Raw genomic sequence first — 14627 nt, forward strand, 5'->3', positions numbered from 1 at the left:
GTCATTTGTCATTAGTTATTCTCCCCTGCTCCTCGGTCATTGAGCGGCTTGCCCTGAGCGGAGCCGTTGGCGCAGCCTCTCGTAGAGAAGGGAGCCGAAATGAGCCGAAGTGCTGCTCCCCTACTCTCCACTTCCCCAAGATACCGCTGCAATAAGCCAATGAAAACTTCTGGTATTTCCAAATGAGGTAATATTCCGGCATCTGCGATCGCATAAAAATCTCGGATTGCTCTTGGATTTAAATTTGCCAAACGTTGCCCTAATTTAATGTCGGTAAATTGCGCTTTTTCTCCCCAAAAAATGACGGTGGGAACTGTTAGTTGTTGAATATATAAACTCAGATCAAAGTAAAGATCGCCCCGCAAAAATGCCAAAGCAGCAAACTTGGCATTAGGTTGTTGTGCCGAGGTTAAATAAGCCTCCACCATTTCTTGAGATACTCGTTGTGACTTAGCAAACAGAAAACTTTGTAAAAAATTTCGGACTGCAATTTCATTTTCAGCACCAAGCATATAAATAAAATTGTCCAACAGAGGTGCATTGATTACCGAAAGCGGAAGTCTGCGTCCAGCACCCTGCCCAAAATCATCAAATCCAGAAGGGGAAACCAAAAACAGTGCTTTGAATAAATTGGGTTGAACAATAGCTAGGCGAATAGCAAAAGCGGCTGTGAGAGATGAGGCTACCACTGTCACTAGGCTGGTGACAAGTTTGGATGATAAACTCTGCGATCGTGCTGAGATAATCCCTAATTTTATAATCTCGGACTGGATGGGCTGATTCTCCCCAGCCGATTAAATCGGGGGCTAAAATGTGGTAATTAGAAGCAAAAGCTGGGTAAACTTTAGACCATTCATAAGCAGATGCTCCACCACCAAAGTTATGGAGAAATAATAGTGGGGGTAAATCTTCAGTGTCAGCAATCGTCCAAGGTGCATTCGTTTGGGTATAGTAAACCATTGCTCCCAAGGATGTATGAATGACTTTATGTCCAAAGCCAGGAGGTTGAAACTGAAGCATAAAATTAAAAAGTTTAGTTTATTTGAATTTACATACAGTCAAACTAATTCAGGAGTCAAAATACATTTGTCTAAGGGACTTCCAAGAAATAAATTATCCAATCTTGTGGGGTGGGCATCTTGCCCACTTTTTACTATGGGCTATCGTGTCGCCCACCCCACAATAAATAGTTGTATATTTTTTTATTTGGGAGTCCCTAAATAGTTCAAGAATCAGGAGAACATTTTGCTAAATTCTAGCTTCTGACCCTTCGGCAGGCTCAGGGCATTGCTCTTGGGTGCTGAATTATTGCAATTCATCACTCATCATTTACCCTTGTTTTTTCTCGGCATCTCCTGTGATTTTAACAAGTTGATGAAGGTTATCACCACTAATATGATATGCTCCCCCAAACCCAACTACAAAACGACCTTCACTTGGGGTTAGCCGGAAAATCCGAAAGTCAGACAAGCCGCGCAAAACCTCGATAATTTCACCAAACCGCCCTTGAAATTGCTCAACAATTTGATTCCACTTATCAGTTTCACGCTCTATCAAAGTTGCCGTGCAATCAAAACTCAAACGACGACGGGCAAAAATTAGATTACTTTTAGCTTCATCCTCGATAAACAAGACACTAACATGAGGATTGGCATAGAGATTTTTGGTATGAGTCGAAAGACCACTGACGTAAATGTAGATATTCTTGGAATCATCCATTACGAAAGGAGCATAACTAGCATTGGGTATTGCCTGGGCGCTAACAGTGCTAATAATTACACTCTCAAATGCTTCAGGAAACTTTTCGTACTCAGCTTGAATATTTTCAAGTTGACTCATAAGTAGATTACCACGCTTATTAGGAACACCTAATTAAGTATCTTAACGTGATTGAGGGATGTCTAGGATGGGCTACAGCTACGCATGGAATGCCCAACAAATAAAAGCGATCGCTCCCTTTAACTCAAGGTCTAGGATGGGCTACAGCTACGCATGGAATGCCCAACAAATAAAAGCGATCGCTCCCTTTAACTTAAGAGCGATCGCTAATTTTTGGATTACAGAATTCAGCTTAACCAGCAACAGGTTCCAACAATTTAATGTCAGAGAAAATAAATTCCTGAGTAGAAAATTGTCCTGCTGTTTCGGTGCGAATCTCCCGACGATTTAGGATGAAATAGTCACCAACTTTTTCATACTCATCAATAAATTCGCTTCTACCGCCTTTTTGTTCCCCAGTTTTGGGGTCATGGTACACAGAGTCATAGCTGTGGGACAAGTAGCCTTCACCAGTGTCATGACTGCTGAAGGTGTCGATGGTAACAAAAGTACCGTGGATTAGACGGTGAACATGGCAAACTTCATTATTGCGGACTTTGTATTTATCGCCTTCAGCCTTACCACCCATTAAAAGCTCAACCGCACCAGTTTCGTCAGTTTTACCATAGCTAAAGGTATTGGCGCTGTGGGTGTCTTCAAAGCTGCGGCGGACGCGGTGAATTGCTATCTCCCAGGCTTGACCATGAATTGCTTTCTGGGCTGACTCATCATCTACATCCAAAACTTCGGCTTTGAGATTGGCAGTGATGATAACTTTGCCTGTAAACACTTTATCATCATGCTTATAGGTAATATTTGCAGTATAACCAGGGAAATTCTTGTCCCAAGTATAGCGGTTTTCATAAGCAGCCCGGAAAAGTTCCTGAGCAGAGAGTTGTGTAACTGTCATGTGCTTCTCCTAGTCGCTACTGTAATTAGCGTTTTAGTTTCCTTGGTATTAGCATAGAAGTAATTGTTGAGGCTTGGATAGTCCCCAACTGGGTACACTTATGACTAATTCTCTACACGCTGTATTTCATGCGATCGCTAATGTCCAGAATGAGCAAGAGTTAAGACTCGCTCTCACGGATAAAATTAGCGAGCATTTTGGCGTGCAAAATTGGGGTATTTATCTCCTTGATGAGCAGCCAACCACTGAGATTAATGTTCCAGGCATTCCAGCAGTATGCTTAGAGAGCAATCCAGTGGGGCGCTATGTGGTTGAGCGTCATGCTCCCGCCCACGAACAGTTATTATTATCGCCAGGAGACTGGAAGCATTTTTGTTCGCGTTCCGACCACGAACACGTGATGACTGGGCCAATTGTTTGCGATGGTCGTCTGGTAGGAACCCTTAACTTGGCACGTGACAAGGGAAACCCTGCCTTTAATGGCAACGATTTAGCTGACTTGAGTGCTTTATGTATTCATTTGTCATCAAAAATGGCAACCCTACGGACAAAACCGAAAATATCCAATTCCCTGTTAGCTAGTCCTTTAACAGCGCGTGAGTTAGAAATTGCCGAGTTGGTGGCACAGGGGTTAACGAATGCGGAAATCGGAGAAAAACTTTGGATTACGCAAAATTCCGTCAAACAAGCTTTAAAAAGGATGTTTCGGAAGTTGAAGGTTTCGGCGCGTGCAGAAATGGTGGCAAAGCTACAAGATATACAAGTTTCTTGAAGGGAGTCGAAACACTGCCGCCTGCCCCCTACGTTCTACCTTCTGTTATAAAGACTCTAACTGATGGTAATCTAAGATTGTAGAACCAAATCCAATAAAAACTTTTGTTTTTGACAGTTTTCTTTTTTGGACAATAGTAATATAAGTCGTGGATAAAGTCTTTAACAATTAAGACTTGGTTATGATTTAAGTAAGTTCTAGAGAACTTAGTTAGTTTTTTAACAGGAGAAGTAGGGTGCTTAACAACCTTCATGAGTTATTATCTCCCCGAAAGTGGGGAATTCCCCTCGCGGGCTTAGGCTTACTTCTCGGTTTGGGCTTTCTAGCCAAGCAGACTCAAGTAATATCATTTACAGATTCTCGATTATCATCGGCTCGGATTCAGAAAACCTCCGAAAGCTCTCTTTTGTCGCAGCTGAGAAAAGTTCGAGAGCAGAGAAGTCAACTGAATGCGGCTTCTGGAGGCGATAAAACAGTACCTACAATCACAGCACTGGTTCCAGGCGATGGGGGAACTACAAAAAGTGCAAGAGTTTTACCAAAAGCAAGTTTTCCTGTAAAAGATGGGATTTACCTCTATGGCCAATCCCCAAAACCAAACCAGCTTGGTCAAGGTTATATCATATTTCAAAAGCAGCAGAATAAGGTAACGGGTGCATTGTATATGCCCCAATCAGAGTTTAATTGTTTTCAGGGTACAATCAACCCATCAGGAGAGTTGGCGATGACGGTTAATAGTTCGTCAAATGAAGCCAGTTCTGAACGATCAAATCAGGTAGCTACAAGCAATAGACTGCCCAAGGTTGGTGAGGATGAGTCAAATTCTTATGCTTACTCCCTGGCTCTGCAAGACTTTTATCAGTTAAATTCGATCGCAGCTAGCGATCGCCGCACGTTACAAATGTGCAAGTAATCTCTAATATCTTGATTATGTCCTTTTGGACTAGACACACTCAAATAGCTCTGAGTGTGTTATTAAGCAATCATCAGTAGTTTTTTAGAACTTTTCCGCCACCCGTTAAAATCGCTGACCTGTAGTCACTTCAAATCTCAGTTCTCCTCGATCGCTAATTCCTAAATCACCTCGAATCAGCCCAAAGGATGACTTAACACGCAATCCTAAGCCGTAACCAAAGCCACTTCCGGGTTTATCTCGTAGCACTCCTGGTTCTCCTAGCACGGTTTCGCTAGACCCGAAATCTGAGGCGAAGTCAGTAAAAAGAACTCCCCCGATTGAGTAAGAAATTGGGAAACGATATTCCACAGAAGCTAAACCATAACTCCGACCACTGGCAACTTTTCCATAACCGTAACCCCGAACAGAATCTAGTCCACCAATATTAAAAGCATCAGCTGGTGGAAAGTCTCCAATAGTCGTACCAATTTGGAAATTAATCGCCAACATTTCTGGATTGTCAGTTGGTCTACCATTACCGATCCAACTGACTGGTAAATACTGAATATAATCTCCCTGTAGGCGGTTGCTAGAAATATTACCCAATCCAATCGGAATTGCTTGTTCTGTGCTGAGAGTGAGAATCGATCCTTGAGTCGGATTTTCTCGGCGATCGCGTTGATCTTTGGATACAGAAAATAATACTGTAAATAAGTCATCAATACCAGTACCGCTAAGAGATAAAGGATTCCCTAAACTATCAACCTGTGAAACTTTATAGTCGCGATCGCGTAGGCTAATTCTGGTATAGTTCAAACTTATAGCTGCATCCCACTGATCAAAAGATCGTAAAACCCCTACAGAACCGCCAAACCTTCCCTCGCGTACCTTGTCACCGTTAGACAATCTGATATCGTCGTTGAAAGTTCCTGATGTATTACGAGTACGAAAAGCTCTGATGCTGTAGCCTAAGCGGTTTGGTTCTTGAGGACGATAACGACTAGTAAACTGACCATTAAATTGGACATCTTTACCGCTGATTTGCACAGTTGTATCTAATTTATCGTTAAGACCGCTGATATTTTCATCTCTATAACCCACCCGACCGTATAATCCAACATCGTCGTTGTTACCACCTCCTAAAATTAGAGAAGGGAAGTTACGCTCTTTAATTTCATAGATAAGATTAACGCTATTGGCATCTTCTTGTCGATAAACATTGACTTCATTAAATGACTCTAATCTCCGCAATCGTTGCAAGTCTGCTGCTAGTAAATCTTCACGGAATACCTGACCCGGTTTTAGTTTCAGCAGACCAATGATAAACTCTTTTTGAGTACGTCCTTTGATCGGCTGACCTTTGTCATTGAGCAATTGATCTTTGTTATTAACAAAACGAATTTGGATGTCTTTGACAATTCTTTGAGAAAACTCGGTAGACTGATTATCTACTGGAGTTAATCCGATATAGTCACCATATTTTGCATACCCTCCTTCTATCTCTAAAGTTGGTTTTGTTGCCACAATACTACTAGGGCCATCTTCAGTAGAAGATTGCGAGTCTGCAACGCCNTCTAGATTTTCTCCAGCTATTAAGATGACTGCGATCGCAACTACAGCTATTTGAATATACATAAATAAAGCTTTGTCATTACCCACATTTTGGCAACAGTTAAATATTTGACAAGTAATCAAGTGGACACGAGATCAAAGCTTTCTTTCTTCAGTAACTAATGTCAAACTAACCCATTCGCCTTTCTCGTTGTAACTGCGAATCATCCTTTGGCGCAGGTTTGGCTGGATTAACCAACCCGCTTCGATAAAAAATGGTTGGCGTAACTGCACTTTGACAGGTGATGTCGCAGAAGCGCCATCTGGTAAAAATAATACTTGCACCTGCTTTTGGGGATCTTGGTCAAAGAGAACAATGGGGCCTTTGATGGTAGCAGTTGAGGTAATTGTGCGATCGCCAAAAGAGGTACTTTGAATTAATCGCCCAGTCTCATCTAGTTGTAATTTTAAAGTTGTAGAGTAAGTATCAGGCGATCGCCAATCTGGATATATTGTTACTGCTTGACCTTGCCATTCTCCCAACAAATCATTTATCTGTAAAGTTGGACGTTCATCTGCTGGGGTTCCAGAGAGATGTTCTCGAATTAAGATTAATTCCTTTAGCTGACCAGTATTATCAAACAGTTGCACTAGACGCAAGCGACGATTTTCATGAACAAAAGCGAGTTCTCCACCAAATTCGGAAAATGGCCCTAGCTGAATTAAACCTTCAGAAAATGAACCATTTTCAAAAAATAGCAGACCCCCTCCCACGGTATTAAAGTCTCTGATTACATCTTGTCCCGAACGGCTCAGAGTTAGGCGCACTTTCTGGCTATTATTCAAATGTTCTAGGGAAAGACGACTAGGAGTATCATTCAAAAGTGTTCCTTGGGGAGAAAAATTCGTAAATGAACCTTCCCAAACACCGAGATTCTGCAAAAAACATTCCCATTGTGATTTTGTCATTTGTCATTTGTCATTTGTCAATGACTATCCTTTAGCAAAACGTCGGACAGCAAATAAGCTCCCCATTAATCCTACACCTGCACCGAAACTCAAAAGAATCAGGGGCAATAATAAAATTTCTGCTGGAGTGAGTTGCACTCTGTTGGTGATGACTTGGATAAACTCAGGTTGATTGACTAGCAACTTACCGAGAAACTGTTGAATCACAGAAATGAAACTCCAAGCGATCGCACCACCAACCAAACCAAAGGCAATTCCTTGTAGAATAAACGGGAGGTAAATCCAAACAGAAGTCGCTCCCACTAATTGCATAATTTCAATTTCTTGGCGACGCGCCATGACAATCAGCCTAATTGTGGTGGTAGTCACTGCGATCGCTGTTAAAGTCAGAATCATCGTAATTGTTAAAGTAATCCAGTTCAGACCCCGATGCAACTGGGCAATGCGTTTAACTGCTTCATCGACATACTGCACCGTCTCAACTCCTCGTAATTTAGCCAACTGTGTTGCTAAGGTTGGTACAACTTGAGAATTACGTGCTTTCACCTTCATCTCATCAACCAGAGGATTCTCACCTAGCTGCTGGGTAGCACCCTCAATATCAGAAATTCTCATTTCCTTAACTAACTTAGTCCAAGCTTCTTCTTTGGTAATGCTTTTTATTGCCGCCACCTCTGGCATTTTTGCGATTAGTGGCTCAATACTTTCGATTTGCGTATCCGGTTCGAGATAAACTGATACTTCTAGCTGGCTACCAAACTGATAGAGAAGTTTTTCGACTTGCCAAGAGGTTTGCAAACTCAAGCCGAATAAAAACAGTAACACCGTCACAGTACTGACAGCAGCCCAATTCATCCAACCTCCCCGCAGTAAACCGAGGAAAGTTTCTTTCAGCAGATAGTCAAGCTTCGTGAAAGATTTAAACACACATCACCTCAAAATTTGAACTTAACGCCAAAGCAATAAGTTCAGCCTTTGCGTCTTTGCGTCAATAACACCACTATTTATAGTCAATGGTGCAAAGTTTGCCAATACATCAGCTTTTATCTATTGCTACTTCCTTCCTGCTGCCTTGACCATTTACCTGATATTCATGCCATTTGCCACAGATATATTCACTATTGCTTTTAACAGTTATTGATAGTAATTGGCTAGCTGTTCTAGTGTCTAAGCAATTCTACGGTTCTTTAAACTGACCTCAAAAAAGTGGGGAAATAGTTTAGTATTTATACGATGTTTTTCTCTGGGGATCGTAGTAATTTGATAGGGAGAAACAGATTGATGGAAGGAAAGTTGAACCATGAACTCATTAAATAAAGCCAATTTGGACAATAGCTTCTTAAACCAGATCCGCTATCAGCTTGAGTCCGTAGAAATACATAATTCTAATCTAGCCAGACTATTGTGCAAAATAATTCCTTCCAATTGCCCTTTTGAAAGAACTGTTAAACTTTTCGGTCGGACTCTGCTTCACATTCCACCTTTATGTAAATTGAACCCTCTTTATGAACAGATAGTTGGTCTTCGTTTTAAGTGTTTATTATATTTAGTCAATGAATGTGGTGAGGATGCCAGAAAATATTGCTAAACATAGGTTTCCATCAATCAAAAATAGATTGGAAAAATCTTTTTACTAAGAAAAATTGTATAGGAATCCTAGTTGCAATCAGATGTGAATCAGAAATAGGCTGGTGAACGACTGACAATCAATTTCACCTTTAAAAGTACTGTTGAATGATGTCAGCCTCGATAAAAGGATCGCTTCAAGTATGGTGCAACGTGACTTCACACTAATTATTTTGGAGATTGGTACTACGTCTAAGATGATGTTTAAAAAGTATTATTGCTAACAATACAACCTCGGAGACTTAACCCCCTAGCAAACCTTACTGAGGATAAAGTAAGGGTTTCACAGCCTCTCCCTCTTGGCATCAGTCTGCCGTTAGGCAAGCAAAAAGAGAAATGGCAAATGGGTTTTTGGTATACTCCAGGACTTTTTAAACATCCTCTAACTGAGATTGATAGAATGAAAATAGTAGGAATTTTCACCATCTAGCCATCGAGACTCATGCCCTCTGAAATTGCTGTCGAGAAAAAAAAGTTAAAAAATCCACCATTGGAGCTTCATTATTTAGGCGATCGCGTGCTGCGTCAAGCTGCAAAGCGGATTTCTAAAGTTGATGACGAACTTCGCCAAATAGTGCGTGAAATGCTGCAAACTATGTACAGCAATGATGGCATTGGTTTGGCTGCACCCCAAGTAGGAATTCACAAACAATTAATTGTCATCGACCTGGAACCAGATAACGCAGCTAATCAGCCTTTGGTGTTGATTAACCCCACCATTAAACAAGTCAGCCGCGATACCTCTGTTGCCCAAGAAGGATGCTTAAGTATTCCCAACGTATATTTAGACGTGAAGCGCCCCGAAGTCGTGGAAATCGCCTATAAAGACGAGTACGGTCGTCCTCGGACATTGAAGGCTAATGACCTCCTGGGACGATGCATTCAGCACGAGATGGATCACCTTAACGGCGTGGTATTTGTAGACCGTGTAGAAAACTCCTTGACTTTAGCCCAGGAGCTATCTAAGAATGGCTTCTCGTATCAAGCGGTGAAACCAATAGCATAGGGGGGCAATAGTGTATTTAACTCCAAAAAGCAGTTTATTTCTCGGTGGTTCTTGTGTAAGTGCGATCGCAGCCGTTGGTTCGATTTTTGAACTCGGTTACGGACAACCAGACTTTGGTGTGACAGCCACGGCAATTATCCTGGTATTAAGCATTCCACTCACCGGATTATTTTTCTTTGCCGCAGTGAAGGACGCACGGGCTAACATGAAATAAGCATCAGGTACATAAAAAAGGTAAAAGGATGAAGGAAAAAGGCAAAATTCATTCTTTTACCTTTTATTTTTGCTCTCCATTTTCCACTGCGCCTAAAGCTTTGAGCGTCACTAACTGCGCTGCGGTTAATCCTGTAACCCCGGTGATATTCATTTTTTCATAAGGTCGTGGCGATCGCAGTATTCTTAGGCAATTACCCGTCGATACATCCCAAAGCTTAATTGTCTCATCTTGGCTACCACAAATCAGAGTTTGACCATCGGGACTAAAGGCAACTGACTTTACCCAATTAGCCCCCTGCAAAATTTTCAGGCACTTGCCATTATAGACATCCCATAATTTTATCGTTTGGTCTTCACTGGCACTAGCTAAAGTCTGACCATCGGGACTAAAGGCAACTGACCAAATTCGATTAGTATGTTCTTGCAAGGTTGTGAAGCACTTGCCCATGAAAACATCCCATAACTTCACTGTTTGGTCATCACTGCCACTAGCTAAAGTTTGGCCATCTGGGCTGAAAGTAACCGATCTGATCCGATTGCTGTGCCCCTCCAAAATATGGAGACATTTTCCTGTATAAATATCCCATAACCTGACTCTTTGGTTTTCACTGCCACTAGCTAAAGTTTGACCATCGGGACTAAAGGCAACCGATCTTACCCAACTGGTATGCCCTTTCAAGGTTTGGAGACATTTTCCGGTGTAGATATCCCATAATTTCACCGTTTGGTCGTCACTGCCGCTAGCTAAAATTTCACCATTTGGACTAAAAGCAACCGATCTAATTCGATTGGTATGTTCCTGCAATTTTTTCAGGCATTGCCCCGTCTGAACATCCCATAATTTAATTGTTTGCTTTTCACTGCCGCTAGCTAAAATTTGACCATCAGGACTGAAGGCAATTGACCGTACCCAACTGTTATGCCCCTCCAAAATTTTGAGAAACTTATCGTTACGGACATCCCATAATTTCACTGTTTGCTTCTCACTACCACTAGCTAAAATTTGACCATCGGGACTAAAGGCAACTGACCTTACCCGATTGCTATGTCCCTGCAAGGTTGTCAAGGACTTACCATCCTGGACATTCCATAACTTCACTGTTTGGTTTTCACTACCACTAGCTAAAGTTTGACCATCGGGACTGAAAGCAACTGACCTTACCCGATTGGTATGCCCCTGGAAGGTTTTTAGACATTTACCACCACGAAGATCCCATAATTTCACGGTTTGGTCGTCACCACCGCTAGCTAAAGTTTGGCCATCGGGACTAAAGGCAACCGACCATACCCGATTAGTATGTCCCTGGAAGGTTTTCAGACATTTACCATCACGAAGATCCCATAATTTTACGGTTTGGTCGTCACTGCCAGTAGCTAAAATTTCAGCATTGGGACTAAAAGCAACCGATCTTACCCAACTGCTATGTCCCTGCAAAATTTTCAGGCATTTACCATCACGAATATCCCATAACTTCACTGTTTGCTTTTCACTGCAACTAGCCAAAGTTTGACCATCGGGACTGAAGGCAACTGACATAATTCGATTGGTGTTCTCTTGCAAAGTTATCAGACATTTGCCGATGTGGACATTCCATAACTTTACTGTTTGGTCTTCACTGCCACTAGCCAACGTTTGACCATCAGGACTAAAGGCAACTGACCTAACCCAATTACTATGTCCGTGCAAGGTTTTCAGGCATTTACCATCACGAACATCCCATAATTTCACTGTTTGGTCATCACTGCCACTAGCTAAAGTTTGACCATCGGGACTGAAAGCAACTGATTTTACCCAACTGCTATGTCCAATACAGGTAAACAGTAGCTTTCCATCGTCAACTTGCCACAAGTAAGTTTTGCCATCAGCATCACCCGTAGCCAAAAGTTTTCCATCCGGGCTAAATGCAACTGACGAAATACTAACTAATGTTTCTGCAAAAACGCATTTAGCTAAATCGGTATTGGCAAAATTCACCCGATGCAAATTTACACTTTGTAAATATGCTTGCCAAATGGTCAGATTTGAAAAGTCATAGCCGCTAAAATCAGTTTGTAGTTGACAAAGAATATTTAACAGATTTCCACCTGCATATCCTGCTGTTTGGGGAGTTTGTCGCAGGGACAATAAAATTTGATATAGATGATGTTCAAGATTTTTAGCATATCTAAAAATAGTTGATAACCTATCTATAATTGGTTTAATAATCAGGGTAATCTGAGTGTTTCTAATATAATCTTTGGCCGTCGCTTCCATTAAAGCATGGCTGATAAATAGTCTAATATTACAAGTGGTAATTTCGTCACAAACCTGTTCAATCAGTTGGTCGGTGATATATTCCATAACCACAGATTGGAGGGTGAAAAGTGCTGTTCTTTGTTCAATTAGCGATCGCCTCCGTAGAGATTCTAGCGCCTCCATCACTTCCCTTTTGGTCAAGGGACGCACAATATCATTGAGCAATTCGTCTAGAGAAACTAACTCGCGCTTGATTGCTAGCCAATAAATTATTTCTTTTTCGATCTCTGACAATCGCTCAAATTGCTGGTCTAGTAAATTCCGGGTGTCGCCAAAAATTATCTCTCCTTCAGCCAGAAAAGCAGCAATATCACCACCAAATAACTCCCGAATTGGCTCAGAAACTAGCTTTAATGCCAAAGGATTGCCGGAATACTTCTCAACTAGCTTGGCCCATTCTTGTGGTGAACCAAATAACCCTTTATCTTGGAGAATTTCTTGCCCTTCTGTTTTTTCTAAGCCGAGTAACGATAGTGTTCTGACTGGTGATGCTTCTCCCTCTAAAGGAGCAAATTCTTTTGGTTTTTCACGAGATGTCAGCACCAAACAGCTTTGATGTGGTTCTTCCCCTACCCGACTAAGTAGTTGACCATAATCTTCATATTCTTGTCTATATTGTCCGGCGCGATCGCCTTCTTGTAAAATTGTCTCTGTGTTATCAAATACCACAAGACAACGATGCTCTCGTAAATAATTCATCAGCAGCGTTACTCTACCATCTACGCTTTCTGGCAAATCTGTTTCTCTCTCATCAGACAAAAACCCGATTAGGCTTGCCAACATCTCTGCAACAGGTGGCGCATTGCGGAGACTTCGCCAAATCAAGTACTCAAAATTTTCCTGAACTTCCTTTGCCAATTTCACAGATAAAGCAGTTTTGCCGATTCCGCCCATTCCCAATATTGCCACTAGTTGGCAGTTATCTTTAATGAGCCACTGCGTTAACTGAGACAATTCTGCTATGCGTCCCCGAAAAAAGCAGACACCAGGCGCTTCACCCCAATCTTGGCGGTTTTGGGCAATGGATTTCTCATTGTCTGAAGATGCTTGATACTCAGATTCTATAACTTGCTGTAACTTAGTGAGCTTACCTGGGCCACTACCAGTAACATTAAATTTCTTGTAAACTTCGCTCAATCTTTTGCGTACTGCCTCGGCACTGATTGCCAATGTTTTCGCGATCGCATTTGGCGATTGTCCCTCAACAGCGTGTAAAAACACCTCTATCTCGCTGCTAGACAAGCGCCGTTTTTCGGCTAAAGCCAAAAGAAGGTTTTCGGGAATGACACTCATACTCACACAAAAACACACTACACACCAATGTTAGCTCACTATGTGAGTCAATCTTCCTGCAACAAGTGAGCATTCATTGACGAAGGGAACAGGGGACAGCGAATAAGGGACAGTTTTTCTGATTTTCTTTTCCCTCTTTAGCCAGATATTTCAGGCATTTTTATAGTATCTTATGCTATTTAGATAATTTTCTTTATAGTTTACCTTGACCTAAGTAACTTAGTTACTTTATAGTGAGTTTAACAGTAGAAACCACAGTGACTTAGTAAGGTTACGGGTGAATTAAAGAAACTTAGTGAGTAATACATAAAGGCAAAGACTGGAACTGCAAATTCTGAAAAAGGCATACAAATTGCGTGTAGGAATTTCGAGGGTTCAATGCGCGTAATGCGCGTTCTGTGCTGCTACGCGCATTGAACGCCTAATTTTTGATATCCAGATTGCCCTGGTAATTCATCAAAGAGCTTAATTTTTCATCAGCCGCAAATATCAAAACCACCTTTGTTGGTATTCCCACTCCACTCAGGAGTAGGACTTTTGTCTACCTTGACTTGGTGGGAGCAAAACTGTGGAGATTCGCTGTTTCCTTAGTGTGGTCGGGGGAGCGCAAACTGCTACCTAGATTCAACTTTCAAAACAGGAAAAAACTATGAAACCCAGTCTCAAAGATAACGATAATCTGTTGTTCAAGTGGTTTTGTATAGGATTCAAATATTTTCTGCTGGGGCTGCTGGGGCTGGGAATAGCCTTTGTTGTGTCTCACACTTTTGAGGCAAATGCGATCGTTGGGATGCTTTTATCGGCAAGTCTACGGTCATGGATTACGAGGATAGCGATTTTTTTAGTCTGTCTATTTGCGATCGCCATGATGTTTGAGTCTTGGGGTTAACGCTCTATTGACCATAAATAGCCTTTAGCTGAGTGAAGGTCAGCCAAAGGCTTCGTAATCTTTTCACTTGGAGAGTGATATCATGCCTAACAACAACGGCTCTGGGGTAGAAACACTTTCGCCACTTTTAATCATCTTAGTGGCAGGGTCAATTTCTTTAGCGATCGTTAATAAAGCTAATCACCCGGCATATTTTGACATCGTTAAAATAGCCATAGCCTACAGCTTTGGCTCAATCAAGTCCCAAGGAAAAAGTAAACATTCCGATCGCCAGGATGAGGTAGATCGAGACGAGTTGAAATAGCAGACGTGAAGGCAGTAAAAATACCTGTTTTTTACTGATAGTCTACCAAAGGTGAGTTGCAGATTATAATTTACTTCTAAAA

13 protein-coding genes and 1 pseudogene are annotated in these 14627 nt (G+C 41.7%); 7 read left to right on the forward strand and 7 right to left on the reverse strand.

Annotation, left to right across the window (positions count from 1 at the left end; translation table 11 throughout):
* Nucleotides 1–137 precede the first annotated feature (137 nt).
* The 3 genes and pseudogenes from QUD05_RS23415 to QUD05_RS23425 form a co-directional block, all read right to left on the reverse strand.
* Nucleotides 138–1020: pseudogene (locus QUD05_RS23415) on the reverse strand (alpha/beta fold hydrolase); the annotation flags it as partial.
* A 309-nt stretch (nt 1021–1329) separates the two neighbouring features.
* Complete coding sequence (locus QUD05_RS23420; RefSeq protein WP_289798195.1) at nt 1330–1839, reverse strand: HugZ family pyridoxamine 5'-phosphate oxidase; 510 nt, start codon at nt 1837–1839, stop codon at nt 1330–1332.
* Between the two features lie 232 nt (nt 1840–2071).
* Complete coding sequence (locus tag QUD05_RS23425; RefSeq protein WP_289798196.1) at nt 2072–2728, reverse strand: DUF3386 domain-containing protein; 657 nt, start codon at nt 2726–2728, stop codon at nt 2072–2074.
* A gap of 100 nt (nt 2729–2828) precedes the next feature.
* On the opposite strand from QUD05_RS23425, the gene QUD05_RS23430 reads away from it, so the two are divergent.
* Nucleotides 2829–3500, forward strand: coding sequence for a LuxR C-terminal-related transcriptional regulator (locus QUD05_RS23430; RefSeq protein WP_289798197.1), 672 nt, complete (start codon nt 2829–2831; stop codon nt 3498–3500).
* 235 nt (nt 3501–3735) lie between these two features.
* Nucleotides 3736–4413 carry a hypothetical protein gene (locus QUD05_RS23435; protein ID WP_289798198.1) on the forward strand — a complete coding sequence of 226 codons (678 nt, stop codon included), beginning with the start codon at nt 3736–3738 and terminating at the stop codon, nt 4411–4413.
* A gap of 105 nt (nt 4414–4518) precedes the next feature.
* Here QUD05_RS23435 and QUD05_RS23440 read toward each other — a convergent pair whose 3' ends face one another.
* From QUD05_RS23440 to QUD05_RS23450, 3 genes are all read right to left on the reverse strand, one after another.
* Entirely contained in the window at nt 4519–6030 is a 1512-nt protein-coding gene (locus QUD05_RS23440; RefSeq protein WP_289798199.1) for a BamA/TamA family outer membrane protein, read from the reverse strand.
* A 72-nt stretch (nt 6031–6102) separates the two neighbouring features.
* A complete protein-coding gene (locus tag QUD05_RS23445; protein WP_289798200.1) occupies nt 6103–6915 on the reverse strand; it encodes a DUF3598 family protein in 813 nt (270 codons plus the stop codon).
* Nucleotides 6916–6939: 24 nt separating this feature from the next.
* Nucleotides 6940–7842, reverse strand: a complete 903-nt coding sequence (locus QUD05_RS23450; RefSeq protein WP_289798201.1) for a cell division protein FtsX — start codon at nt 7840–7842, stop codon at nt 6940–6942.
* Between the two features lie 373 nt (nt 7843–8215).
* On the opposite strand from QUD05_RS23450, the gene QUD05_RS23455 reads away from it, so the two are divergent.
* The 3 genes from QUD05_RS23455 (at nt 8216) to QUD05_RS23465 (ending at nt 9761) form a co-directional block, all read left to right on the forward strand.
* Nucleotides 8216–8503, forward strand: a complete 288-nt coding sequence (locus QUD05_RS23455; RefSeq protein WP_289798202.1) for a Mo-dependent nitrogenase C-terminal domain-containing protein — start codon at nt 8216–8218, stop codon at nt 8501–8503.
* A 480-nt stretch (nt 8504–8983) separates the two neighbouring features.
* Complete coding sequence (gene def / locus QUD05_RS23460; protein WP_289798203.1) at nt 8984–9547, forward strand: peptide deformylase; 564 nt, start codon at nt 8984–8986, stop codon at nt 9545–9547.
* Nucleotides 9548–9557: 10 nt separating this feature from the next.
* Nucleotides 9558–9761 carry a hypothetical protein gene (locus tag QUD05_RS23465; protein WP_289798204.1) on the forward strand — a complete coding sequence of 68 codons (204 nt, stop codon included), beginning with the start codon at nt 9558–9560 and terminating at the stop codon, nt 9759–9761.
* A 63-nt stretch (nt 9762–9824) separates the two neighbouring features.
* On the opposite strand, the gene QUD05_RS23470 is transcribed toward QUD05_RS23465, so the two are convergent.
* Nucleotides 9825–13352 carry a WD40 domain-containing protein gene (locus QUD05_RS23470; RefSeq protein WP_289798205.1) on the reverse strand — a complete coding sequence of 1176 codons (3528 nt, stop codon included), beginning with the start codon at nt 13350–13352 and terminating at the stop codon, nt 9825–9827.
* A gap of 649 nt (nt 13353–14001) precedes the next feature.
* Here QUD05_RS23470 and QUD05_RS23475 point away from each other — a divergent pair.
* On the forward strand, nt 14002–14241 hold the full coding sequence (locus tag QUD05_RS23475) for a hypothetical protein (RefSeq protein WP_289798206.1): 240 nt from the start codon (nt 14002–14004) through the stop codon (nt 14239–14241).
* Nucleotides 14242–14323: 82 nt separating this feature from the next.
* Entirely contained in the window at nt 14324–14545 is a 222-nt protein-coding gene (locus QUD05_RS23480; protein ID WP_289798207.1) for a hypothetical protein, read from the forward strand.
* Nucleotides 14546–14627: the final 82 nt, after the last annotated feature.

It is taken from the genome of Nostoc sp. GT001 (assembly GCF_030382115.1).
GTDB lineage: Bacteria > Cyanobacteriota > Cyanobacteriia > Cyanobacteriales > Nostocaceae > Nostoc.

Excerpts from the sequence above, each read along its gene's own strand:
- QUD05_RS23430 (WP_289798197.1), top strand. The coding sequence starts at position 2,829 with ATGACTAATTCTCTACACGCTGTATTTCATGCGATCGCTAATGTCCAG.
- QUD05_RS23470 (WP_289798205.1), bottom strand. The coding sequence starts at position 13,352 with ATGAGTGTCATTCCCGAAAACCTTCTTTTGGCTTTAGCCGAAAAACGG.
- QUD05_RS23425 (WP_289798196.1), bottom strand. The coding sequence starts at position 2,728 with ATGACAGTTACACAACTCTCTGCTCAGGAACTTTTCCGGGCTGCTTAT.
- def (WP_289798203.1), top strand. The coding sequence starts at position 8,984 with ATGCCCTCTGAAATTGCTGTCGAGAAAAAAAAGTTAAAAAATCCACCA.
- QUD05_RS23475 (WP_289798206.1), top strand. The coding sequence starts at position 14,002 with ATGAAACCCAGTCTCAAAGATAACGATAATCTGTTGTTCAAGTGGTTT.
- QUD05_RS23420 (WP_289798195.1), bottom strand. The coding sequence starts at position 1,839 with ATGAGTCAACTTGAAAATATTCAAGCTGAGTACGAAAAGTTTCCTGAA.
- QUD05_RS23445 (WP_289798200.1), bottom strand. The coding sequence starts at position 6,915 with ATGACAAAATCACAATGGGAATGTTTTTTGCAGAATCTCGGTGTTTGG.
- QUD05_RS23455 (WP_289798202.1), top strand. The coding sequence starts at position 8,216 with ATGAACTCATTAAATAAAGCCAATTTGGACAATAGCTTCTTAAACCAG.
- QUD05_RS23480 (WP_289798207.1), top strand. The coding sequence starts at position 14,324 with ATGCCTAACAACAACGGCTCTGGGGTAGAAACACTTTCGCCACTTTTA.